At 72.5% G+C, this 23811-nt stretch carries 18 protein-coding genes and 1 pseudogene; 9 read left to right on the top strand and 10 right to left on the bottom strand.

Annotated elements, in window-relative coordinates; all coding sequences use genetic code 11:
* Positions 1 to 75 precede the first annotated feature (75 nt).
* From nuoH to nuoN, 7 genes are read left to right on the top strand one after another with little or no spacing between them, the layout of a single operon-like run.
* Positions 76 to 1470, top strand: coding sequence for an NADH-quinone oxidoreductase subunit NuoH (gene nuoH / locus ACIQUQ_RS26195; protein WP_399945860.1), 1395 nt, complete (start codon positions 76 to 78; stop codon positions 1468 to 1470).
* Positions 1463 to 2092, top strand: a complete 630-nt coding sequence (gene nuoI / locus ACIQUQ_RS26200; RefSeq protein ID WP_403663632.1) for an NADH-quinone oxidoreductase subunit NuoI — start codon at positions 1463 to 1465, stop codon at positions 2090 to 2092. Before nuoH ends, nuoI begins: the two co-directional genes overlap by 8 nt.
* Positions 2089 to 2955 carry an NADH-quinone oxidoreductase subunit J gene (locus ACIQUQ_RS26205; RefSeq protein WP_403980325.1) on the top strand — a complete coding sequence of 289 codons (867 nt, stop codon included), beginning with the start codon at positions 2089 to 2091 and terminating at the stop codon, positions 2953 to 2955. Before nuoI ends, ACIQUQ_RS26205 begins: the two co-directional genes overlap by 4 nt.
* A complete protein-coding gene (gene nuoK, locus ACIQUQ_RS26210; protein ID WP_045946785.1) occupies positions 2952 to 3251 on the top strand; it encodes an NADH-quinone oxidoreductase subunit NuoK in 300 nt (99 codons plus the stop codon). The genes ACIQUQ_RS26205 and nuoK overlap by 4 nt, the downstream gene beginning before the upstream one ends.
* Positions 3252 to 3260: 9 nt before the next feature.
* On the top strand, positions 3261 to 5201 hold the full coding sequence (nuoL, locus tag ACIQUQ_RS26215; protein ID WP_403980328.1) for an NADH-quinone oxidoreductase subunit L: 1941 nt from the start codon (positions 3261 to 3263) through the stop codon (positions 5199 to 5201).
* Position 5202: 1 nt separating this feature from the next.
* The gene (locus ACIQUQ_RS26220) at positions 5203 to 6774 is read left to right on the top strand and encodes an NADH-quinone oxidoreductase subunit M (RefSeq protein WP_403980331.1); all 1572 of its coding nucleotides are present in this window, start codon (positions 5203 to 5205) and stop codon (positions 6772 to 6774) included.
* Positions 6775 to 6785: 11 nt separating this feature from the next.
* Positions 6786 to 8417 (top strand): NADH-quinone oxidoreductase subunit NuoN, encoded by a 1632-nt coding sequence (nuoN, locus tag ACIQUQ_RS26225; RefSeq protein ID WP_403980494.1) that lies wholly within the window; start codon positions 6786 to 6788, stop codon positions 8415 to 8417.
* A gap of 63 nt (positions 8418 to 8480) precedes the next feature.
* Here the strand turns inward: nuoN and ACIQUQ_RS26230 are convergent, their stop codons facing one another.
* The 8 genes and pseudogenes from ACIQUQ_RS26230 to fahA form a co-directional block, all read right to left on the bottom strand.
* Positions 8481 to 9068, bottom strand: a complete 588-nt coding sequence (locus ACIQUQ_RS26230) for a Uma2 family endonuclease (RefSeq protein ID WP_403980333.1) — start codon at positions 9066 to 9068, stop codon at positions 8481 to 8483.
* A gap of 106 nt (positions 9069 to 9174) precedes the next feature.
* Entirely contained in the window at positions 9175 to 11901 is a 2727-nt protein-coding gene (locus ACIQUQ_RS26235) for a fumarate reductase/succinate dehydrogenase flavoprotein subunit (RefSeq protein WP_403980497.1), read from the bottom strand.
* A gap of 43 nt (positions 11902 to 11944) precedes the next feature.
* The gene (locus ACIQUQ_RS26240; RefSeq protein WP_403980335.1) at positions 11945 to 12718 is read right to left on the bottom strand and encodes an ABC transporter ATP-binding protein; all 774 of its coding nucleotides are present in this window, start codon (positions 12716 to 12718) and stop codon (positions 11945 to 11947) included.
* Positions 12719 to 13050: 332 nt separating this feature from the next.
* A pseudogene (locus ACIQUQ_RS26245) lies at positions 13051 to 13848 on the bottom strand (ABC transporter permease); the annotation flags it as partial.
* Entirely contained in the window at positions 13848 to 15197 is a 1350-nt protein-coding gene (locus ACIQUQ_RS26250; RefSeq protein ID WP_403980337.1) for an ABC transporter substrate-binding protein, read from the bottom strand. The pseudogene ACIQUQ_RS26245 and the gene ACIQUQ_RS26250, both read right to left, overlap by 1 nt.
* A gap of 15 nt (positions 15198 to 15212) precedes the next feature.
* Entirely contained in the window at positions 15213 to 15440 is a 228-nt protein-coding gene (locus ACIQUQ_RS26255) for a ferredoxin family protein (protein ID WP_403980339.1), read from the bottom strand.
* 38 nt (positions 15441 to 15478) lie between these two features.
* A complete protein-coding gene (locus ACIQUQ_RS26260) occupies positions 15479 to 16249 on the bottom strand; it encodes a GntR family transcriptional regulator (RefSeq protein WP_403980341.1) in 771 nt (256 codons plus the stop codon).
* Positions 16250 to 16413: 164 nt separating this feature from the next.
* A complete protein-coding gene (gene fahA / locus ACIQUQ_RS26265; protein ID WP_403980343.1) occupies positions 16414 to 17640 on the bottom strand; it encodes a fumarylacetoacetase in 1227 nt (408 codons plus the stop codon).
* Between the two features lie 159 nt (positions 17641 to 17799).
* On the opposite strand from fahA, the gene ACIQUQ_RS26270 reads away from it, so the two are divergent.
* The gene (locus tag ACIQUQ_RS26270; protein ID WP_403980345.1) at positions 17800 to 18609 is read left to right on the top strand and encodes an HAD-IIB family hydrolase; all 810 of its coding nucleotides are present in this window, start codon (positions 17800 to 17802) and stop codon (positions 18607 to 18609) included.
* Positions 18610 to 19060: 451 nt separating this feature from the next.
* On the opposite strand, the gene ACIQUQ_RS26275 is transcribed toward ACIQUQ_RS26270, so the two are convergent.
* Together ACIQUQ_RS26275 and ACIQUQ_RS26280 are read right to left on the bottom strand one after the other, a co-directional pair.
* Positions 19061 to 21058, bottom strand: coding sequence for a CocE/NonD family hydrolase (locus ACIQUQ_RS26275; protein WP_403980348.1), 1998 nt, complete (start codon positions 21056 to 21058; stop codon positions 19061 to 19063).
* Between the two features lie 15 nt (positions 21059 to 21073).
* Complete coding sequence (locus tag ACIQUQ_RS26280) at positions 21074 to 22603, bottom strand: peptide MFS transporter (RefSeq protein ID WP_403980350.1); 1530 nt, start codon at positions 22601 to 22603, stop codon at positions 21074 to 21076.
* A 176-nt stretch (positions 22604 to 22779) separates the two neighbouring features.
* Here ACIQUQ_RS26280 and ACIQUQ_RS26285 point away from each other — a divergent pair, with 176 nt between their 5' ends.
* A complete protein-coding gene (locus ACIQUQ_RS26285; protein WP_403980354.1) occupies positions 22780 to 23790 on the top strand; it encodes a polyprenyl synthetase family protein in 1011 nt (336 codons plus the stop codon).
* Positions 23791 to 23811: the final 21 nt, after the last annotated feature.

The following is a 23811-nucleotide window of genomic DNA, read 5'->3' on the forward strand; positions in this document are numbered from 1 at the left end:
CCGGTGGCCCCGGGAGTCCCGTAACCACGTCCTCCGGCCGGGCACGGTCCCGGCCCCCGCACGGGAGGTGCGAGCGTGACACACCTCGCCCAGTTCGCGGCGCAGCCGCACGTCCTCGCGGCCGAGGACCTCTCCCTCTTCGGCACCGACCCCTGGTGGCTGGTCGCCCTCAAGGCGGTGTTCTGCTTCGCCTTCCTGATGGTGACCGTGCTCTTCTCCATCGTGTGGGAGCGCAAGGTCGTCGCCTGGATGCAGCTGCGCATCGGCCCCAACCGGCACGGTCCCTGGGGCCTGCTCCAGTCGCTCGCCGACGGCGTCAAGCTGATGCTGAAGGAAGACGTCATCGTCAAGCGGGCCGACAAGGTGGTCTACGTCCTGGCCCCGATCATCGCGGCGATCCCGGCCTTCATGGCCATCGCGGTGATCCCCTTCGGCCCGGCCGGCAACGAGGTGTCCATCTTCGGCCAGCGCACCACCATGCAGCTGACCGACCTGCCGATCGCGATGCTGTACGTCCTCGCGGTGGCCTCGGTCGGCATCTACGGCATCGTGCTGGCGGGCTGGTCCTCCGGGTCGACGTACCCGCTGCTCGGCGGTCTCCGCTCGTGCGCGCAGATGATCTCGTACGAGATCGCGATGGGCGCGGCCTTCGCCTCGGTCTTCCTCTACTCGGGGTCGATGTCGACCTCGGCGATCGTCGAGGCGCAGGCGGACCGCTGGTACATCGTGCTGCTGCCGGTGTCCTTCATCATCTACGTCGTCACGATGGTCGGCGAGACGAACCGCGCCCCCTTCGACATGCCGGAGTCCGAGGGCGACCTGGTCGGCGGCTTCAACACCGAGTACAGCTCGATCAAGTTCGCGCTGTTCATGCTGGCCGAGTACGTCAACATGGTCACCGTCTCGGCGGTGTCGGTCACCCTGTTCCTGGGTGGCTGGCGGGCCCCGTACCCGATCAGTTCCTTCTGGGAGGGCGCCAACCACGGCTGGTGGCCGCTGCTCTGGTTCGTGATCAAGGTCCAGCTGCTGCTGTTCTTCTTCATCTGGCTGCGCGGCACGCTGCCCCGCGTCCGCTACGACCAGCTGATGAAGCTCGGCTGGAAGGTGCTGATCCCGGTCTCGGTGGTCTGGCTGATGCTGGTCGCCAGCGTGCGCGCGCTGCGCAACGAGAACTACGACTTCGGCGACATCGTGCTCTACGTCGGCAGCGGGGTCGTCGCGATCCTCCTGCTGTCCTTCGTCGCCGACCTCTTCCGCGACCGCAAGGCGAAGTCCGGGGCGGCCGCGGCCGGGAAGGCCGCGGCGGAGGAGCCCTTCGACGCGATGGCGGGCGGGTTCCCCGTACCGCCCAAGCCCGGGCAGACGCTTCCGCCGGTACCGCGCCGCCGCCCCCGGCACGAGCGCGAGCTGATCGTCAGCGGCGGATCCAACTCCGACAGTGACCGAGAGGAGGGTGCTGAGAATGCCTGAATCCGAGGAGAAGTGGCAGAACCCGGTGGCCGGCTTCGGCGTGACCTTCAAGGCCATGTTCAAGAAGCGGCTCACCGAGCAGTACCCGGAGCAGCAGAAGACCACCGCTCCGCGCTTCCACGGACGGCACCAGCTCAACCGCCACCCGGACGGTCTGGAGAAGTGCATCGGGTGCGAGCTGTGCGCCTGGGCATGTCCCGCCGACGCGATCTACGTGGAGGGCGCGGACAACACGGAGGAGGAGCGCTACTCCCCGGGCGAGCGGTACGGCCGCGTCTACCAGATCAACTACGCCCGCTGCATCCTGTGCGGGCTGTGCGTCGAGGCGTGCCCCACGCGGGCGCTGACCATGACGAACGAGTTCGAACTGGCCGACGCTAGCCGCGAGTCGCTCATCTACACCAAGGAGCAGCTGCTCGCCGGTCTGACCGAGAACATGGTCGAGGCCCCGCACGCGATGTACCCGGGCACGGACGAGCAGGACTACTACCGCGGTCTGGTCACGGGCGCGGCTCCGGGTACGGAGCGCCAGCCGGCCGTGTCGAAGGGGGAGGGCCCGCAGGAGGGCGCCTCCGACTTCGGGCCGTCGGAGCCCGCCTCCGAGAAGGTGGTCGGGCGATGAGCGCCACCGCCGCCGCCGGGCTCACGGTGGCCGCCGAGTCGCTGACGTCGACCGGCGAGGCCGTGCAGTTCTGGGTGCTGGGCACCGTCGCCGTGATCGGCGCGCTGGCCACCGTACTGATGAAGAAGGCCGTGCACAGCGCGCTGTCGCTCGCCGGGACGATGATCATCCTGGCGGTGTTCTACCTCGCCAACGGCGCCTACTTCCTGGGCGTCGTACAGGTCATCGTCTACACCGGCGCGATCATGATGCTCTTCCTCTTCGTGGTCATGCTCGTCGGTGTCACGGCGGCGGACTCGCTGAAGGAGACGCTCAAGGGCCAGCGCTGGCTCGCCGCCGCCTGCGGGCTCGGCTTCGGCATCCTGCTGATCGCGGGAATCGGCAACGCCTCGCTGAAGTCCTTCAACGGTCTGGGCCGGGTCAACTCCGGCGGGCACGTGGAGGCCCTGGCGGAGCTGATCTTCACCAAGTACGTCTTCGCCTTCGAGATCACCGGCGCGCTGCTGATCACGGCGGCCGTCGGCGCGATGGTCCTCACCCACCGGGAGCGCACCGAGCGGGCCGCCACCCAGCGGGAGCTGGCCGAGCGCCGCGTACGCGAGGGCACGCAGGTCCCGCCGCTGCCGGCGCCCGGCGTGTACGCCCGGCACAACGCGGTGGACATCGCCGGTCTGCTGCCGGACGGCACCCCGTCCGAACTGACCGTCAGCCAGACCCTGCGCGCCCGCGGCCAGATCCGGGACGTCTCCACGGAGGCCCTGGAGGACCTGAAGGCGCTGGAGCAGCGGGCGGCCGACCGGCTGGGCCGGGAGTCCGGCATCACGCCCGGCCCCCGGTCGGGCCGTGAGGAGGCGTCCAAGTGAACCCCGTCAACTACCTCTACCTCGCCGCCCTGCTCTTCACCATCGGCGCGGCCGGGGTGCTGATCCGGCGGAACGCGATCGTGCTGTTCATGTGCGTGGAGCTGATGCTCAACGCCTGCAACCTCGCGTTCGTCGCCTTCTCGCGGATGCACGGCAACCTCGACGGCCAGATCATCGCGTTCTTCACGATGGTCGTCGCCGCCGCGGAGGTCGTGGTCGGCCTGGCGATCATCGTGTCGCTCTTCCGTACCCGCCACTCGGCCTCGGTCGACGACGCCAGCCTGATGAAGCTGTAAGGGGTCGCTGTGGAGAACCTGATTGCGCTGCTGGTCGCGGCGCCCCTGCTCGGAGCGGCGGTGCTGCTCTGCGGCGGCCGGCGCCTCGACCGGACCGGCCACTGGCTGGGCACCCTGCTGGCGGGCGTGTCCTTCGTCATCGGCGCGGTGCTGTTCGCGGACATGCTGGGCCGGGAGGCGGACGACCGCACCCTGACCCAGTTCCTGTACCGCTGGATCCCCGTCGAGGGCTTCCAGGCGGACGTCGCCTTCCAGCTCGACCAGCTGTCGATGACCTTCGTCCTGCTGATCAGCGGGGTCGGCACGCTCATCCACGTCTACTCCATCGGCTACATGGAGCACGACGAGCGCCGCCGCCGCTTCTTCGGCTACCTCAACCTCTTCCTCGCGGCGATGCTCCTGCTGGTGCTCGCCGACAACTACCTGCTGCTGTACGTCGGGTGGGAGGGCGTCGGCCTCGCCTCGTACCTGCTCATCGGCTTCTGGCAGCACAAGCCCAGCGCGGCGACCGCCGCCAAGAAGGCCTTCCTGGTCAACCGGGTCGGCGACATGGGCCTGTCCATCGCCATCATGATCATGTTCACCACCTTCGGCACCTTCGCCTTCAAGCCGGTGCTGGGTTCGGTGGGCGAGACGAGCGAGGGCACGCTGACGGCCATCGGCCTGATGCTGCTGCTGGCGGCCTGCGGCAAGTCCGCCCAGGTCCCGCTGCAGTCCTGGCTCGGCGACGCGATGGAGGGCCCGACCCCGGTCTCCGCCCTCATCCACGCCGCGACCATGGTGACCGCGGGCGTCTACCTCATCGTCCGTTCGGGCGCGATCTTCAACGGCGCGCCCGACGCACAGCTGGTCACCGCCGTGGTCGGCGCGGTCACGCTCCTCTTCGGTGCGGTCGTCGGTTGCGCGAAGGACGACATCAAGAAGGCCCTGGCCGGCTCGACCATGTCGCAGATCGGCTACATGGTGCTGGCCGCGGGCCTCGGCCCCGTCGGCTACGCCTTCGCGATCATGCACCTGGTGACGCACGGCTTCTTCAAGGCCGGTCTCTTCCTCGGCGCCGGTTCCGTGATGCACGGGATGAACGACGAGGTCGACATGCGCAAGTACGGTGCCCTGCGGAAGTACATGCCGGTCACCTTCGTCACCTTCGGCCTCGGCTACCTCGCGATCATCGGCTTCCCCGGCCTGTCCGGCTTCTTCTCCAAGGACGGGATCATCGAGGCCGCCTTCGCCAAGGGCGGCACCGAGGGCTGGATCCTCGGCGGGGTGGCGCTGCTGGGCGCCGGCATCACCGCGTTCTACATGACCCGCGTGATGCTGATGACCTTCTTCGGCGAGAAGCGCTGGCAGCCGGCGCCCGACGCGGACGCCGTGCCGAGCGCGGAGCCGGCCGCCGAGCACCACGCCGGCGAGCTGCCCCACCCGCACGAGTCGCCCAGGTCCATGACGCTCCCGATGATCGTGCTGGCCTTCGGGTCGGTCTTCGCCGGCGCCTTCTTCGCCGTCGGCGACCGGTTCGTGAACTGGCTGGAGCCCGTCACCGGGCACGAGCACGGCCACCCGCCGGTCAGCGCCCTGACGGTGAGCCTGGCCGCCACGGCCATGCTCGTCGTCGGCGTGGCGATCGCCTGGGCCATGTACGGCCGCAAGCCGGTCCCGGTGACCGCCCCGCGCGGCTCGCTGCTGACCCGCGCCGCCCGCCGCGACCTGTTCCAGGACGACTTCAACCACGTGGTCCTGGTCCGCGGCGGCGAGCACCTCACCCGCTCGCTGGTGTACGTCGACCACAGCCTGGTCGACGGGGTCGTCAACGGTACGGCCGCCTCGGTCGGCGGGCTCTCGGGCCGGCTGCGCAGGCTCCAGAACGGCTACGCCCGCTCCTACGCGGTCTCGATGTTCGGGGGAACGGCGGTACTCATCGCCGCGACCCTGCTGATGAGGGCGGTGTGAAATGAGTTTCCCGCTTCTGACGGCGACGGCCGCGCTCCCCGCGGCCGGCGCGATCCTCACGGCGGCCGTACCGGCCGCCCGCAGGACCGCCGCCAAGTGGCTCGCGCTGCTCTTCTCGCTGGCGACGCTCGTCCTGGCCGGGCTCGTCGCGGTCCGCTTCGAGCCGGGCGGCGCGCGCTACCAGCTCACCGAGTCCCACGAGTGGATCCCGGACTTCGGGGTGAGCTACCAACTGGGCGTCGACGGCATCGGGGTGGCGCTGATCGCGCTCACCGCGCTGCTGATCCCGTTCGTGATCGCGGCCGGCTGGCACGACGCCGACCCGCTGGAGACGAAGTCGAGCCGGTGGCGGCCGACCCAGGGCTTCTTCGCCCTGATCCTCATGGTCGAGGCGATGGTGATCATCTCCTTCGAGGCCACCGACGTCTTCCTCTTCTACATCTTCTTCGAAGCCATGCTGATCCCGATGTACTTCCTCATCGGCGGCTTCGGGGACCGGGCACACAGCGGCTCCGACGAGAACGCGGCCGCCCAGCGCTCGTACGCGGCGGTCAAGTTCCTGCTCTACAACCTGGTCGGCGGCCTGATCATGCTGGCCGCGGTGATCGGCCTCTACGTGGTCACCGGCACCTTCTCCCTCACGGAGATCGCCGACCTGCGCGCCGCGGGCAAGATCGACATGGCGGCCAACACCGAGCGGCTGCTGTTCCTCGGCTTCTTCTTCGCCTTCGCGGTGAAGGCCCCGCTGTGGCCGCTGCACACCTGGCTGCCCAACGCCATGGGCGAGGCCACCGCCCCGGTCGCCGTCCTGATCACCGCGGTGGTCGACAAGGTCGGCACGTTCGCGATGCTCCGCTTCTGCCTCGGCCTCTTCCCGGAGGCCAGCAAGTGGGCCACCCCGGTGGTCCTGGTGCTCGCCCTGATCAGCATCGTCTACGGCGCGCTGCTCGCGGTGGGCCAGCGGGACATCAAGCGGCTGGTCGCCTACGCGTCGATCTCGCACTTCGGCTTCATCATCCTGGGCATCTTCGCGATGACCTCCCAGGGCCAGTCCGGCGCCACCCTCTACATGGTCAACCACGGCCTGTCGACGGCGGCGCTGATGCTGGTGGCCGGCTTCCTGATCTCGCGCCGCGGCTCCCGCCTCATCGCCGACTACGGAGGTGTGCAGAAGGTGGCCCCGGTGCTCGCCGGCACGTTCCTGATCGGCGGCCTGGCCACCCTCTCGCTGCCCGGCCTCGCGCCGTTCGTCAGCGAGTTCCTGGTACTGGTCGGCACCTTCGCCCGGTACCCCGTGGTCGGTGTCATCGCCACGGTCGGCATCGTGCTGGCCGCGCTCTACACGCTGGTGCTCTACCAGCGGACGATGACCGGACCGGTCAAGGAGGAGGTCCGGTCCATGCCGGACCTGCGCGTGCGCGAACTGCTCGTCGTGGCACCGCTGATCGCCCTCCTGATCTTCCTGGGCGTCTACCCGAAGCCGCTCACCGAGATCGTGAACCCGGCCGTCCGGCACACCATGTCCGACGTGCACGAGAAGGACCCCCAGCCCGAGGTGGAGGCGGCCAAGTGAGCGCACCGGTAATGGCCCTGGCGGCGCTCGCCGCCGACCCCGTCGAGCGGATCCCGGCCCCGCACATCGAGTACGCACAGCTCTCGCCGACCCTGATCGTGGTGGGAGCCGCGATCGTCGGCGTCCTGGTGGAGGCCTTCGTACCGCGCAGGTTCCGCCACTACACCCAGGTGTTCCTCGCGGTCGCCGCCCTGGCCTCGGCCTTCGCGGCCGTGGTCGGCCTGGCCGCCGCCGGGTACGGGACCACCAAGGCCCACGTCGCGGCGATGGGCGCCATCGCCGTGGACGGTCCCGCCCTGTTCCTCCAGGGCACGATCCTGCTCGCGTCGATCGTGGCCGTGTTCACCTTCGCCGAGCGGCGGCTCGACCCCCGCGCCCACGGCAACAAGGTCGACTCCTTCGCCGCCCAGGCGGCGTCCGTCCCGGGCAGCGAGAGCGAGAAGGCCGCGGTCAAGGCCGGGTTCACCACGTCCGAGGTGTTCCCGCTGGCCCTCTTCGCCATCGCGGGCATGCTGGTCTTCCCCTCGGCGAACGACCTGCTGACCCTGTTCGTGGCGCTGGAGGTCTTCTCCCTGCCGCTGTACCTGCTCTGCGCCGTCGCCCGCCGCCAGCGGCTGATGTCGCAGGAGGCCGCGGTGAAGTACTTCCTGCTGGGCGCCTTCTCCTCGGCGTTCCTGCTGTTCGGCATCGCCCTGATGTACGGCTACGCCGGCACGGTCACGTACGCCGGGATCGCCGACGTCGTCGACGGCACCGCCGTGAACATCGACCCGGCGCTCGCGGACACCATGGGCAACGACGCGCTGCTGCTGATCGGCGGCGCGCTGATCCTGACGGGCCTGCTCTTCAAGGTCGGCGCGGTGCCGTTCCACATGTGGACCCCGGACGTGTACCAGGGCGCCCCGACCCCGGTGACCGGCTTCATGGCCGCCGCCACCAAGGTCGCCGCCTTCGGCGCGCTGCTGCGCCTGCTGTACGTGGTGCTGCCGGGCCTGCGCTGGGACTGGCGCCCGGTGATGTGGGGCGTCGCGATCGTCACGATGCTGGCCGGTGCGGTGATCGCGGTCACCCAGACCGACGTGAAGCGCCTGCTGGCGTACTCCTCGATCGCGCACGCGGGCTTCATCCTGGCCGGTGTCATCGCCACCACCCCGGAGGGCATCTCCTCGGTCCTCTTCTACCTGGGCGCGTACTCCTTCGTGACGATCGGCGCCTTCGCCGTGGTCACGCTGGTGCGCGACGCGGGCGGGGAGGCCACCCACCTGTCCAAGTGGGCGGGTCTGGGCCGCCGTTCCCCGCTGGCCGCGGCGGTCTTCGCGGTGTTCCTGCTGGCCTTCGCCGGCATCCCGCTGACCTCCGGCTTCGCCGGCAAGTTCGCCGTCTTCAAGGCGGCGGCCGAGGGCGGGGCCGGGGCGCTGGTCGTGGTCGGTGTCATCTCGTCCGCGATCGCGGCGTTCTTCTACATCCGGGTGATCGTCCTGATGTTCTTCAGCGAGCCCAAGGCGGACGGCCCGACCGTCGCCGTGCCGTCGCCGCTGACGATGTCGGCGATCGCGGTGGGCGTGGCGGTCACGCTGGTCCTGGGCCTGGCGCCGCAGTACTTCCTGGACCTGGCGAGTCAGGCGAGCGTGTTCGTGCGCTGAGCCGACCGTACGGCCGAGGGCCCGCTCCCCGAACGGGGAGCGGGCCCTCGTGCGTGCTCGCGGCTACTCCGGGCGGCGCGCGGTGACCGTGGTGAGGTCCAGGTCGAGGGGGAAGGGGACCGAGACCTTGAGCCGATCGCGGAAGATGCCCGTGCATACGTAGACGCCGGTGGCGGGTTCGAGCTCGTTCACGTAGACGACGGCGCGGCCCCCGTCGTTCTCCACCCGCCAGTAGTGGGGGATGCCGGCGCGGGCGTACTTGAGGGGCTTGACCTCGCGGTCGCGCTCGACGGACTCGGGCGAGACGACCTCGACCGCCAGCCGGACCGACGCGGCGGGCAGCCGCGTCTGATCGAGGTCTTCGTCGTCATCGTCGGGAACGACGATGACGTCGGGCTCGGGCCGGTTGCGCCGGTCGACGTCGATGGTGAACGCGCGCAGGACCTCGAAGCCCTCCGGCGCGAGCGAGAGGAGCTGGTACTCGAAGAAGCGCACCGCGCGCAGGTGGAACCGGGTTTGCGGACTCACGAAGACGAGACTCCCGTCGATCAGCTCCGTGTGCGGAGGCAGGTTCGGAAGCCGGTCCAGGTCGTCGGCGGTCCAGCCACCCTTCGGCGGGATCGGCCAGTGGATCTCGGGATCGACGCTCATCGGTGGTGCTCCCATGCGACGCAGTCTCGCGAGTCCGACCAGCGTATCGCCGGGGTTCCGCGACGAGCCGCCCGCATGTGTGAATGGCATATGCGTGTTGACCGGGTCAGGCGGCTCGGGCGGCGTAGGCGCGGACGTCGGCGTCCGGGTCCTTCGTGGCCGTGGCGAGGGCCGCGCGGGCGGCTTCGTGCGTGCCGTGGGCCAGGAGGGCGAGGACGGCGGCCTTGCGGACGTCCGCGTTGGCGTCCTCCAGGGCCGCGGTGAGCGGCGGGACGGCCGCGTCCGGGGCGGCCGCGCCCAGCGCCGTCGCCGCGCCCGCGCGGACCTGCCAGGCCGGGTCGGCGAGGGCGGCGGTCGCGGTGACCGAGTACGGGTCCGGGCAGCCGGTACGGGCCAGCGCGGCCAGCGCCGCGCCCCGGACCAGGGGGTCGGCGTCGGCCAGCAGAGGTGCCAGCGGGGCGGGTTCCGGCGAGCGGACCGCCGCCAGGCCCCTCGCCACCGCCACCCGGACCTCCCGGGCCCGGTCGCCGGCGGCCGCGGCGAGCTCCGCCACCGCGTCGGCCGAGACCAGGGCCCGTACCGCCTCGATGCGCACCCCGATGTCGGGGTCGTCCAGGCCCCCCGCGTACAGCGCCACCGGGCCCAGCCGCAGCACCCGCAGGGCCTCCATGGCCAGCGCCCGCACGGCCGGGTCGGACACGGTCAGCGCGGCCCGCAGCGGCACGGCCACCAGCAGGTCGGAGGGGAGCACGTCCAGCAGCTCGCGCAACGAGGCCGCCGCCGCGGCCGCCACCGCCGGGTCGGGGTCGGTGAGCCGCTGGGCGAGCGCCAGGCCGGCGCCGGGCGGGACCACCTCGGTCACCGCGGCCACGGCGGCCGTCCGCACCGCCGGGTCGGGGTCCTTCAGGTACGGGGTGAGGGCGTCGATGTCCGGCTGCTCGTCGCCCCCGGTGAGCGCGAGCAGGGCCAGGATCCTCGGCGACCGGCCGTCGGCCACGTGCTGCTCCTCCCGCGGGTCCGCGGCCCGGGCGGCCGGCGTGCCGTCCCCCGACCCCACGGGCGCCGCGGTGCGCGGACCGGCGGTGGCCACCTGCTCCGGGACGACCTCGCCCAGGTGCCGGGACGGCCCGCCGACGGGCCGGAACTCCGCCACCGGGACCAGATACGGCGCCACCGGCCGGGCCGTGAACTCCATCGTGCCGGAAGGGGACTTCCGCAGGTCCAGGTGGTGCAGCCAGCCCTCGTCGTCCCGCTCCGGGTGGTCGGTCCGCTCGTGGTAGAGCCCCCAGCGGGACTCGGTGCGGGCCAGGGAGGAGCGGGCCGCCATCTCGGCGCAGTCGCGGATGAACGACACCTCGGCGCAGCGCATCAGCTCGTGCGCGGTGCGCGCGCCCATGGCCTCGATCTCCCGGCCCATGCGCTCGAAGGCCTCGACCGCGAGCGAGAGCTTCGCGCCGGTCTTGGGCGGGGCCACGTAGTCGTTGACGAAGCGGCGGAGCTTGTACTCCACCTGCGGCTGAGGCGGTCCGTCCGGGTTCCGCAGCGGCCGGTAGACCAGCTCGTGGGCGGCGGCGAGCTGGTCCTGGGGGAGCGGGCCCTCGTACGCCGTGTACTGCGCCGCGTCCGCGCCGGCGAGGTCGCCGAAGACGAAGGCGCCGATCATGTAGTTGTGCGGTACGCAGGCCAGGTCGCCGGCCGCGTACAGGCGGGGCACGGTGGTCCGGGCGTGGTCGTCGACCCGTACCCCGGAGGCGGAGTGGCCGCCGCACAGGCCGATCTCCGAGATGTGCATCTCGATGTCGTGCGTGCGGTAGTCGTGGCCGCGCCCGGCGTGGAAGGTGCCGCGGGTGGGCCGCTCGGTGGTGTGCAGGATGCCTTCGAGGGCGCTGACCGACTCCTCGGGGAGGTGGCTCAGCTTGAGGTACACCGGCCCCCGGTCGGAGGCGAGTTCGGCGGCGAACTCGGACATCATCTGCCCCGACCAGTAGTCGGAGTCGACGAAGCGCTGCCCGTGCCGGTTGACCTGGTAGCCGCCGAAGGGGTTGGCGACGTAGGCGCAGGCGGGCCCGTTGTAGTCCTTGATCAGCGGGTTGATCTGGAAGCACTCGATGCCGGTCAGCTCGGCGCCCGCGTGGTACGCCATCGCGTAGCCGTCCCCGGCGTTCGTGGGGTTCTCGTACGTGCCGTAGAGGTAGCCGGAGGCGGGCAGGCCGAGGCGGCCGCAGGGGCCGGTGGCGAGGACCACCGCGCCGGCGCGGACGACGACGAACTCGCCGGTGCGGGTGTTGAAGGCGGCGGCGCCCACGGCCCGGCCCTCGTGGGTGAGGACCCGCACGGGCATCACGCGGTTCTCGATGCGGATCCGCTCGCGCATCTCGCGGCGGCGCAGCTGCCGGTAGAGGACCTTCTTGACGTCCTTGCCCTCCGGCATGGGCAGGACGTACGAGCCGGAGCGGTGGACCTGGCGGACGGCGTACTCGCCGTGCTCGTCCTTCTCGAACTTCACCCCGTACGACTCCAGCCGCCGGACCATGTCGAAGCCGCGGGTGGCGGTCTGGCGGACGGTGGACTGGTCGACGATCCCGTCGTTGGCCCGGGTGATCTCGGCGACGTAGTCGTCGGGCTCGGCGCGGCCGGGGATCACGGCGTTGTTGACGCCGTCCATGCCCATGGCGAGGGCGCCGGAGTGCCGCACGTGCGCCTTCTCCAGGAGCAGGACGTCCGCACCGCGCTCGGCGGCGGTCAGGGCCGCCATGGTGCCGGCCGTGCCGCCGCCGACGACGAGGACGTCGCAGCGGAGTTCGGTGGCGGAGGAGAGGGCGGGGATGGCCAGGGTCTCCACGGGAGGGACCTTTCGGGGGTTCGGGCCGGGTTCTTCAGAGCCGGGCGAGGGAATCGAGGACCTGCTGCCGCAGGGCGGCGTGCGCCGGGTCGTCCCTGAGGCGGGGGCCGGATGCGCCGCGGCGTGCGCCGGGTACGTCGAGCACGCGGCCGGTGCCGAGGAGCGCGACGCGGTCGCCCAGGTGGAGGGCCTCGTCCACGTCGTGGGTGACGAAGACGACGGTGGCCCCGGTGCCGTCCAGCACCTCGGCCAGCAGGTCCTGCATCCCGGCGCGGGTCTGGGCGTCCAGGGCGCCGAAGGGTTCGTCCATCAGCACCGCGCGGGGGCCGGCGGCGAGGGCGCGGGCGAGCTGGACGCGCTGGCGCTGGCCGCCGGAGAGCTGGTGGGGGAGCTTGTGCGCGTGGCCGGCGAGGCCGACGCGGTCCAGCCAGTGTTCGGCGTGGGCGCGGCGCTCGGGGCGGGCCACCTTCCTGATGGCGAGGGGGAGTTCGACGTTGGCCCGCACGGTCCGCCAGGGCAGCAGGGCGTCGTCCTGGAAGACCAGGGCGCGGTCGGCGTGCGGGGCGGTGACGGGGACGCCGTCCTGGGTGACCTGGCCGGCGACCGGGGGGATGAGGCCGGCGAGGGTGCGCAGGAGGGTGGACTTGCCGCAGCCGGACGGGCCGACGACGGTCAGGAGTTCGCCGGGGGCGACGTCGAGGTCGAGGCCGTCGAGCACCGTCTCGCCGTGGTGGCCGAGGTGGACGTTCCGCAGCGCGAGGCGGGCCCCTCCGGGGGTGGTGGTGCGGGTGAGGGTGGTGGTCGTCATCGTGCGGCGTCCTTCCGGCTTTCCGTTCCCTGCGGGGCCACTCCCCGCCCCGCCCTGCCTCCGTTCCCCGGACTCCGCCCGGCCCCTCCCGGGGGCTCCGCCCCCGCACCCGCGGTCCTCAAACGCCGGAGGCGCTGGATCTGCCGCCCCTGGACGCGCACGGCGAACCACAGCGCACCCAGCCCGGCCGGCCTCCGAGACGAACGAGGGCCCGGACCGGAGCGGTTCTTCGGCCCGGCCGGTGTGTGCAGCGCGGGGTCCGGGGCGGAGCTCTCGGGGCTGCTCAGCCCCGCCGGCGTTCCCTTGGCCACACCGGCACCGGCACCGGCACCCGCCCCCGCGACCGGGAAGCGCGCCCGGGCCCGGGGGCCGGCGGGGCCGGAGGGGGCGCGCGGGAGCCACGCAGTGAGCCGGCGGCCCAGCACCTCCACCCCCGTCGACGTCAGCCACCCCAGCAGCCCGATGGTGGCCATCCCGACGAACACCCCCGGGTAGTCGACCACCGTGTAGTCCTGCCAGGTCCGGTACCCCACCCCGTACTCACCGGAGATCATCTCGGCCGAGATCACGCAGATCCACGAGACCCCGATGCCCACCGACAGCCCCCCGAAGATGCCGGGCAGGGCCCCCGGGAGCACCACGGAGAACAGCACCCGCGCCCGGCCCCCGCCCAGCGTGAGCACGGCCTCCTCCCACACCGGGCTCAGCGCCCGCACCGCGTGCCGGGTCGAGACCAGCACGGGGAAGAACGCCGCGGTGAAGGTGATGAAGACGATGCCCTGCTCGTTGGAGGGGAACAGCAGGATCGCCACCGGGACCAGGGCGATCGCGGGGATCGGCCGCAGCACCTCCAGGACCGGCCCGAGCAGGTCCGCGGCCCACCGCGAGCGGGCGACGGCCGTGCCGACCGCCACCCCCGCGACTCCTGCCAGCAGGAAGCCGGAGACGATGCGGGTGAGGCTGTCGGTCAGGTCCTGCCAGTACGTGTCCTCGCCGAGCCGGGCGGCGAACCGCACCGCCACCTCCCCGACCGTGGGGAACTGCTCGAAGCGCAGCCAGAGGTTGACGTCCCAGGCGGTCAGGGCCTGCCACAGCCCCAGCGCGGCGACCAGGGAGAGCGCGCGCCGGATCACCGCACCAGCCCCCGCGCCCCCGCGTAGTCGACGGTCCGGGCGCCGGGGTGCGCCGCGACGTACGCGGCCGCGCCCGCGGCGGTGACGAACGCGACCGGCGTCTTCCCGTCGGCCACCCACACCGCCCGGTCCGCGAACCAGCGGGTGCCGGTGGTGGCGTCGGGCACGTACGCCGCCCGGACCTTGTCCTCGCCGGTCTTCTCCAGGTCGGCGAGGAGCGCGGCCGTGGTGTCGTACGTACGGGTGGCGGACTCGCCCTTCACCCACAGCTCGGCCTTGGCGGCGGGCGGCGCGAGTGCGGGCCGCCCGGCGGAGGCGCGGGCCAGCGGCGCCGGGTCGACGAAGGCGTCCACGTCCACCCCGGTCACCAGCTTCGCGGACTTCAGCACCGGGACGTCCTCCTTGAGCGCGGCCAGGAGCTCGGGCCGCAGCGCGGGGTCGAAGGTCGCGATGCCGGCGGCGCCGTTGTAGAGGTAGACCACCTCTGCCGGCAGGCCGGTTGCCTCCGCGACGGTCTCCGCGGCCCGGACCGGGTGGGCGCGCAGGTGGTCGGTGGCCTTCAGCTGGGCCTTCAGGAAGGCGTCCAGCAGCGCGGGCCGCTTCTTCGCGAAGTCCTCGCGGACCGTGACGCCGTGGAAGGTGGCCAGGTTCAGTTCGGCGCCGTCGTACAGCGGCCGGACCTTGTTCTGGAAGGCGAGCAGTCCCGGCCAGGCCACGAACTGCGAGAGCGCGTCGGCGCTGCCGGCCTGGAGGGCCGAAGCGCCCACCGCGGGCTGCTGGTTGAGCTTCCTGATGTCCTTCGCGGGGTCGAGTCCGGCGCGCTGGAGTGCCCGTACGAGCGTCCCGTCGGCGGCCGAGCCGACCGAGGTGGAGACCCGCTTGCCCTTGAGGTCGGCGAGGGTCTTCGCGGTGGAGGAGGGCGGCACCACCACGGTGTTGAGGCCGCCGCGCAGGTTGTAGCCGGTGACGGAGACCAGGTGGGTGGGCCGGTTCAGCTGCTTGCCGCGGGCCGCGTTGATCAGCAGCGGGAAGTCGCCCATCGAGCCGATGTCGATCTTCCCGGCGGTCATCTGCGCGGTGATGGGCGCGCCGGTGGCGTAGTCCTGCCAGGCGACCTCGTACCTGACCCCGTCCTTCTTCCCGAGCGCGGCCAGCTCCTGCTCGAAGTAGCCGAGGGAGCGCAGCAGGGTGCCGGCGGTGACCGTGTTGATCGTCTTGGACTGGTAGCCGACCGTCACGGTGACGGTGCCGCCGGAGCCCTTCGCGTCGCCCTCACCGCCGCACGCGGTGGCGGTCAGGAGGGTCAGCGAGGTGGCCAGGAGCGGGGTGATGAGCTTGTGCCGCATGGGAGTTCGTACCTTTCACCGGAGCAGGTAGGGCATGTTGACGGTCACCGCGCCGGTGGGACACCGGGCCGCGCAGGGGCCGCAGTACCAGCACTCGTCGACGTGCATGTACGCCTTGCCGGTGTCCTCGTGGATGGCCAGCGAGTCGAGCGGACACATGTCGACGCAGAGCGTGCAGCCGTCGATGCACTTGGACTCGTCGACGGTCACGGGCACGTCGGCCCGCTGGGGCGCCAGGGGCATGGCTGTCTCCAGGGAGGGGGGAAGGTGGGGTGGGGCGGTCAGCGGCTGCGGTGCAGCAGGCCGCTCATGGTGATCCGGTCCCCGCGGAAGCGGATGAACTCCAGGTCGACGGGGCGCCCGTCGTCCAGGTGGGTGAGGCGCTCCAGCATCAGGACGGCCGCTCCGCGCGGCGCTTCGAGCACGGCGGCGGAGTGCGCGTCGGCGTTGACGGCCTCCAGGGTGATCTCGGCGGTGCCGAGGGGCCGCCCGGTCAGGGTCTCCAGCAGCCGGAAGACGTCGGTGTTCTCCAGGTCGCAGTCGAGCAGCCCGACGCCGATGTCCATCGGGACGTACGTGAGGTCGAGGGAGAGGGGGAGTCCGCCGAGCCGCCGCAGCCGCTCGATGTAGAGCACGTCGGCGTGCTCGGGCAGGCGCAGCCGCCGTGCCACCGGGCCGGGGGCGGGTACGGGGCCCATGCCGCGGACCTCGTTGCTGACCCTGCCGTGTTCGTGGAGGGTCTCGGCCAGGCCCTGCAGCCGGTCCAGCGCGTGCGGGTACTTCTCGCAGACCACGACGGTGCCCACGCCGGGCTGGCGGGCCACCAGCCCTTCGCCGCGCAGCAGGTCCAGGGCCTGGCGGACGGTGTTGCGGCTGGCGCGGTAGTCGGCGGCGAGCACGTCCTCCAGGGGGAGGGCGCCGCCGGGGAAGGCGCCGGCCAGGATCTGGTGGCGCAGGAGGTCGGCGAGCTGTCGCGCCTGGTCCGCGCGCAGCCGGCGGCGGCGCGCTGCGGCGACCGGGACGGTGTGCTCACGGAGGCGTTCGGCTGGCATGGCAGGGAACGTACCGCCGGGGCCGCGGCAGTGGTGTTGCGGCGGCATTGCGCCACCTGACGGACCATACGTACGGTCCTGACCTGGGGTTTTCCCGGGGTGGCGGAAAGATCCGCCACCCCGGTCACCCCGGAATGCCCACGATGTGGACGGGCCGGGTCCGGCTAGCGGACCACGGCCGGGGTGATGGTGCCGGTGACCTCGCCGAGGCCGATGCGGGTGCCGTCGGCGCCCGGGGCCCAGGCGGTGAGGGTGACGGTGTCGCCGTCCTCCAGGAAGGTGCGCTTGCCCTCGGCCAGTTCGATCGCGTCCCGGCCGTTCCAGGTCAGCTCCAGCAGCGAGCCGCGCTGGTTCACCTCGGGGCCGCTGACGGTGCCGGAGCCGTACACGTCGCCGGTGCGCAGGGAGGCGCCGTTGACCGTCATGTGGGCCAGCTGCTGGGCGGCGGTCCAGTACATGGTGGCGAACGGCGGGTGGGCCACCTCCTGGCCGTTGACCGACACCGTGATGTGCAGGTCGTAGCCGCCCGGCTCGACGGCCGCGTCGTCCACGTACGGCAGGAGCGGGAAGTCGCGCGCCGGGGGCGTCACACGGGCGGCGTCGAGGGCGTCCAGCGGGGTCACCCAGGCCGAGACGGAGGTGGCGAAGGACTTGCCGAGGAACGGGCCGAGCGGCACGTACTCCCAGGCCTGGATGTCGCGCGCGGACCAGTCGTTGAGCAGGAAGAGGCCGAAGACGTGCTCGCGGAAGTCCGCCAGCGCGACCGGCTCGCCCATCGTGGAGGGGGTGCCGACGACGAAGCCGACCTCGGCCTCGATGTCGAGCTTGATGCTCGGGCCGAAGACGGGCGCCGGGTCGGCGGGGGCCTTGCGCTGGCCGGAGGGGCGCACGACGTCGGTGCCGGAGACCACGATGGTGCCCGAACGGCCGTGGTACCCGATGGGCAGATGCTTCCAGTTGGGCGTCAGCGCGTCGCCGTCGGGGCGGAACATCCGGCCGACGTTGGTGGCGTGGTGCTCGCTCGCGTAGAAGTCGACGTAGTCGGCGACCTCGTACGGCAGGTGCAGCGTGACGGCGTCCAGCGGGAACAGCAGGGGCTCGACGGCGGCGCGGTGCGCCGGGTCGGTGACCCACTCGGTGAGCGCGGCGCGCACGGCGGTCCAGGTGGCGCGGCCGGCCGCGAGGAGCGGGTTCAGCGTCGGAGCGCCGAGCAGGGCGGCGTGCGGGGAGCCGAGCGCGGCGGCGACGGCGCCCGCGTCGAGGACGTGCGCGCCGATGCGCACTCCAATGCGCCGGGTGGATTCGTCACCGGTCGAGAACACGCCGTACGGCAGATTGTGCGGACCGAAAGGGTCACCCTCGGGGAGGTCCAGGGGGCTCTGCTCGGGCATGGGGTGCTGCCTCGCTTTCACGCGGTCCGGGGGTGTCCCGGCGTACACAGTGCGGAGCACACGTTACGTGGGGGGCGGACGGTTCGGGAGGCCGGATTCGGGGCCTATTTATATGACTTGTCCATAAGGATCCCGGTGTTGATCCGTATCCTTGACGCCGTGACTTCGGCTCTTCCCTACGCCCTGATCGCCACCGACCTCGACGGCACGCTGCTGCGCGCCGGGGACACCATCTCACCCCGCTCGTACGCGGCGCTCGCGCGGGCGCGCGCCGCCGGCGCCCAGCACATCGTGGTCACCGGGCGCCCCGTCCCTCAGGTGCGGCACGTCCTGGACGGACTGGGGTACGGGGGGCTCGCGGTGTGCGGGCAGGGGGCACAGCTGTACGACGCCGGGGCGGGCCGGATGCTCAGCTCCGTGGCGCTGGACCGGGAGCTGGCGGAGGTGGCCCTCGGCAAGATCGAGGCGGAGATCGGCGAGGTGTACGCGGCCGTCGACCGGGACGGCGTGGACGCGGAGATGGTGATGGCCCCGGGCTACCGGATGGGGCACCGCCCGCACCTCCCGGTGGTCCGGGTCCCGCAGCGGGCGGCGCTGTGGGCCTCGCCGATCACGAAGGTGCTCCTCCAGCACCCCCGGCTGGACGACGACGAACTGACGCGGGTGGCGCGGGGCGTGGTCGGACACATGGTGAACGTGACGATGGCCGGGGAGCACACGGTGGAGCTCCAGCCGCCGGGGGTGACGAAGGCGAGCGGGCTGGCGCTGGCGGCCGGGGCGCTGGGGCTGCCGGCGTCGTCGACGATCGCCTTCGGCGACATGCCGAACGACATCCCGATGTTCGCCTGGGCCGGGCACGGCGTGGCGATGTCCAACGCGCACCCCGAGCTCCGCGCGGTGGCCGACGAAATCACCCTCTCGAACGAGGAGGACGGCATCGCGGTCGTCCTGGAGCGCCTCTTCGCGTAGCGCTCGGCGGGTGCCGGGCCCGTGCCGTTGCTTGCCGGGGGCGCGGTGTGTGTGCCGGGCGCCGTGCCCGTGCCGGGTGCGGGCCGTTGCCGCTGCGCGGAGCCGTTTCCCCACCCCGCCCCTTCCCGAAACCGGGGCTCCGCCCCCGGACCCCGCGCCTCAAACGCCGGCGAGGCTGAATACAGCCGTATTCAGCCCCTCCGGCGTTTGAGGAGCGGGGGTCCGGGGGCGGAGCCCCCGAAAGGGTCCGGGCGAAGCCCGGGGAACGGAGGAAGGGCGGGTAGGGGACTCGCCCCGCAGGGCAACGGCCCGCACCCGGCACGGGACCGGCGCCCGGCACGGGCACGGCGCCCGGCACGGGACCGGCGCCCGGCACGGGCACGGCGCCCGGCACGGGCACGGCGCCCGGCACGGGCACGGCGCGGGACCGAGCGGCCCGGCGGGGGCGGGGTCAGCCGGCGGTGCGCGGGATACGGCGTTCCCACGTGCGGTGGAAGGCGACCTCCTCGCCCTCCCGGCAGACGACCTCGTTCCGCACGACGAACGACTCCGCGTCGCACTCCGTCGACGACACGGTCGACACCCGCGCGTCCCACCCCGCATCCGCCCGGTGCAGCCGGATCCGCCACTCGGAGCGCGCCCGGGCGGACAGAGGGTCCGCGTCCTGGATCTCGTACACCTCCAGCGCGTCCTCCTCGAACTCCAGGCCGTCCGGGTACACCCGCTTCCCCCCGTACCGCGGGTCCACCTCCAGGCGCCACGCGCCCGCGGCCACGTCCCGCACCACCACCCGCTCCGGCCGCGGCTCGTCCAGCGTCTCCGGGAAGGTCACACCGAGCGGCGGCGCCTGCTCCGGCTCCTCGAAGGCCACGCCCTCCGACGGCGTCCGCGCCCGCACCGGCAGTTCGAGCGAGCTGCCCGCCGGGTCCAGCGTCCACCCGGCCTCCGAACCGGCCCGCGGCCAGATCCACGGCCAGTACGCCGACGACAGCGCGAGCCGGATCCGGTGGCCGGGCGGGAAGCTGTGGCCGATGCCGTTCAGCTCGAAGGCCACCGACTGCACCGAGCCCTTGGGCCAGTCCACGGACCGGTCGCGGCCCTCCCGCGCGCCCAGGTTCAGCGCGCCCCGCGTCACCAGCGTGGAGGACCCGTCCGGGGCCACGTCGCAGACCCGGGCGACGACCTGCCCGTGCGGTACGTCCATCCGCAGCCGGAGCCGGACCACCGGCCGCCCCAGCACGTCCACCGGCCCCTCGTCCACCGCGAACTCGAAGCAGGCCGACTTCGCGTCCTCCTCCCGCTGGTCTGGCGGCAGGTCGGAGGCGTTGCCGAAGGGGAAGAAGCGCCCCGCGTCCAGCCCCGTGTGCTGCGGCGAGGCCACCTGCACCGGCTCGCCCTGCAGCCCGTACCGCACGGGCGCGACGTTCGGGGAGGGCCAGGCCGGGTCGCCCACCCAGCGGCCGTCGAGCCGTTCGTACGTGGTCGCGGGCGGGTGCGAGTCGCTGATCCAGGAGCGCAGCAGCGGCTCGGCGAGCACGCCGGTGTCCTCGCCCTTGAGCCAGTGGTCCCACCACCGCAGGGTCTCCTGGAGGAAGCCGATCGCGGGGCCGGGCGGCAGCCCCCGGTCCGGGTACTGGTGCGACCAGGGGCCGATGATCCCGCGCACCCGGTCGGCCGGCAGGGCCGAGACGAGCCGCAGCACCGTGTCGCGGTAGGGGTCGTGCCAGCCGCCCACCGCCAGCACCGCGGCGCGTACCGCCCCGTAGTCCTCGCAGACGCTGCCGTGCCGCCAGTACGCGTCCCGCGTCTGGTGGGCCAGCCAGGTGTGGACCAGGGGCTCCAGGGACTCCAGCCGGTCCAGCCACCGCTCCCGCCAGCCCTCGCCCGCGTACAGCGGGTCCGGCGGCCGGGCGGCGAAGGCCAGCATGGTCGCCGCCCAGGCGTGCATGTCCACGCCCAGCACCGAGCCGCCCATGTAGTGGACGTCGTTGTCGTAGCGGTCGTCGGTGGAGCAGACCGTCACCACGGCCTTCAGCGCCTCGGGCGCCAGCGCCGCGACCTGCAGGCTGTTGAAGCCGCCCCACGAGATGCCGAACATGCCGACGGCCCCCGTGCACCAGGGCTGGGCCGCCAGCCACTCCACCACCGCGACCCCGTCGGCCAGCTCCCGGGCGTCGTACTCGTCGCCCGGCAGGCCGTCGCTGTTGCCGTGCCCGCGCAGGTCCACCCGGACGGAGGCGTAGCCGTGGCCGGCGTACCAGGGGTGGCGCTGCCAGTCGCGGGGCGCGGTCCAGTCGGTGAGCCGGTACGGCAGGTACTCCAGCAGCACCGGCACGGCCTCGTCCGTCACGGGGCGCCAGATCCGCGCGTACAGCCGGACACCCTCCGGCAGCGGGATCCAGACGTCCTCGCGGGTGGTCTCGTAGGGGAACTCCGTACGGATGGCCACAGGGTCCCTCCGGCGTCAGTGGACGGGGTGCATCGTGCGCCGCAGCCACGGCGCGAGGGCGAGGACGGCCAGGCCGGCGACGATCGCGACGGCGCCGTTGAGGCCGAAGTACACGGGGTGCGAGACGGTGCCGTAGAGCTTGACCACCTGGGCCTGGATGCCGTTGGCGAGGGCCAGCGACAGGAACCACAGGGCCATGGTCTGGTTGGCGAAGGCCTTGGGCGCCAGCTTGGTGGTGGCGGACATGCCCGAGGTCTCCAGCAGTACGTCGCCCAGGCCGAGCAGCAGGTACGAGCCGACGATCCACCACGCGGCCATCCGGTACGCGTCGTCCCCGTGCCCGGAGGTCGGCACGACCATCAGCAGGAAGGACAGGCCGCCCAGCAGCACCCCGATGGCGATCTTGTTGGAGGCGTGCGGCTGGCGGTGGCCCATCCGGGCCCACACGGCGGCCACGACCGGGGCCAGCGCCACCTCGAACGCGCCGAGCGCGGAGGCGTACCAGCTCGCGGGGAAGTCGAAGCCGAGGATGGTGGTCCTGGCGTTCGTCGAGGCCAGCAGCATCATCGTCGAGTACGCCTGGAAGAGGATGAAGTTGAAGGCCACGGAGGCGAGGAAGAGCACCACGTACGGGCGGAGCCGGCCGCGCTCCGCGGCGGTCACCCGCGGGCTGCGGAACATCACCGCGAAGTAGACGGCCGGGGCGATCACCGAGACCAGGGTGAGCAGGTCCACGAACCGGTCCATGGTGAGCCAACCGGCGGCCGCCAGCATCCCGCAGAGCACCGCGGCCGCGACCGGCCCGCCGACGATCAGACGCACCGTGCGCCGCATGGCGTCGGGGGCCGGCGGGAACTCGGCGGCGTGCGTGCGCCCGGCGAGGTGGCGGCGGCCCGCGACGTACTGGATCAGGCCGGCCGTCATGCCGATGGCGGCGGCCGAGAAGCCCCAGTGCCAGCCCTGGTGCTCGCCCAGCCAGCCGGTGATCAGCGGGCCGGCGAAGGCGCCGATGTTGATGCCCGTGTAGTAGAGGGCGAAGCCGGCGTCGCGCCGGTCGTCGTCCGTCCGGTAGAGCTTGCCCACCATGCCGGCGACGTTCGGCTTGAGCAGGCCGGTGCCGGCGCTGATCAGGCCCAGGCCGGCCCAGGTCATCGCGGTGGTGGGGACGGCCATGGCGTAGTGGCCGCAGGCGATCAGGATGCCGCCCCACAGCACGGCCCGGTACGAGCCGAGGATCCGGTCGGCGAGCCAGCCGCCGGCCACCGACACGAGGTACACCATGGTCCCGTAGGCCGCCGAGACGGAGGCGGCCGTGCCCGGGTCCATGCCGAGGCCGCCGTTCGCCACGGTGTCGGCGAAGTACAGGACGAGGATCGCCTGCATGCCCAGGAACGAGAAGCGCTCCCAGACCTCCAGTCCGGACAGCGTGGCGAGCCCCCGCGGGTGGCCCAGGAAGGCGTGGTCGTCGCCCGGCGGGGGCTGGTCGGCGGCGGGGTTCCGGCCGCCGGGTTCGTTGGGCTCGGTATCGGTGACAGTGTTAGACAAAACGGATTCTCCGGGTCGTATCAGCTGCTCTAGAACATACCGGCGCTGATCGGGCGCTGCGCGGGGGCTGGAGCACGGCCGCTCTCCGAGATCGAAAACGGACCGGATACGCTGACTTGAGTGATGGCAGCGACACATCGACAAACCGTGTGAGTCAGCAGACAGGAGTACCCCTCGTGACCGTCGTCGGGCCGTTCGGACTGAGCGTGCGGGACCAGGCTCTTGAGACCGATGTCCAGGCCGGACTGGCGGCCGTCGAGGAGGGTCTGCTCGAAGCCACCAAGAGTGACGTCCCCTTCATCACCGAGGCCGCGCAGCACCTGGTGCGCGCCGGTGGCAAGCGTTTCCGCCCGCTGCTCGTGATGCTCGCCGCGCAGTTCGGGGACCCGCACACGCCGCGGATCGTGCCGTCCGCCGTGGTGGTGGAGCTCACGCACCTGGCCACGCTGTACCACGACGACGTCATGGACGAGGCGGACGTGCGCCGTGGCGTGCCCAGCGCGAACGCCCGCTGGGGCAACTCGGTGGCCGTCCTGACGGGTGACTTCCTCTTCGCCCGCGCCTCGCACATCCTGGCCGACCTCGGCCCCGAGGCCGTCCGCATCCAGGCCGAGGCCTTCGAGCGGCTGGTGACCGGCCAGATCCTGGAGACCGCGGGCCCGCGCGACGGCCGGGACCCGGTCGAGCACTACCTGGAGGTCATGGCCGGCAAGACGGGTTCGCTCGTCGCGGTGTCCTGCCGCTTCGGCGCGATGATGTCCGGCGCCGAAGAGAGCGTCGTCGACATCCTCACCCAGTACGGCGAGCGCCTCGGCCTCGCCTTCCAGCTGGCCGACGACGTGCTGGACGTGGCCTCCGACTCCCACGAGTCCGGCAAGACCCCGGGTACGGACCTGCGCGAGGGCATCCCGACGCTGCCCGTGCTCCGGCTGCGCGAGCTGGCGGCCCGCGACGGCCGGCCGGAGGACCTGGACCTCGTGGCGCTGCTGGACAGCGACCTCACCGACGACGCCCGGCACGCCGAGGCGCTGGCCCGGCTGCGGGTGCACCCGGCGCTGGAGCAGGCCCGCCGCGACACCATCCGGTACGCGGAGGAGGCGCGGTCCACGCTGGCGCCGCTGCCCGAGTGCTTCGCCAAGGCCGCGCTCCAGGAGCTGTGCGACGCGGTCGTCCACCGCGCGGGCTGAGTCCGGCGGGTGCGACCTCCG

The organism is Streptomyces sp. NPDC101118 (assembly GCF_044759445.1).
Taxonomy (GTDB): Bacteria; Actinomycetota; Actinomycetes; order Streptomycetales; family Streptomycetaceae; genus Streptomyces.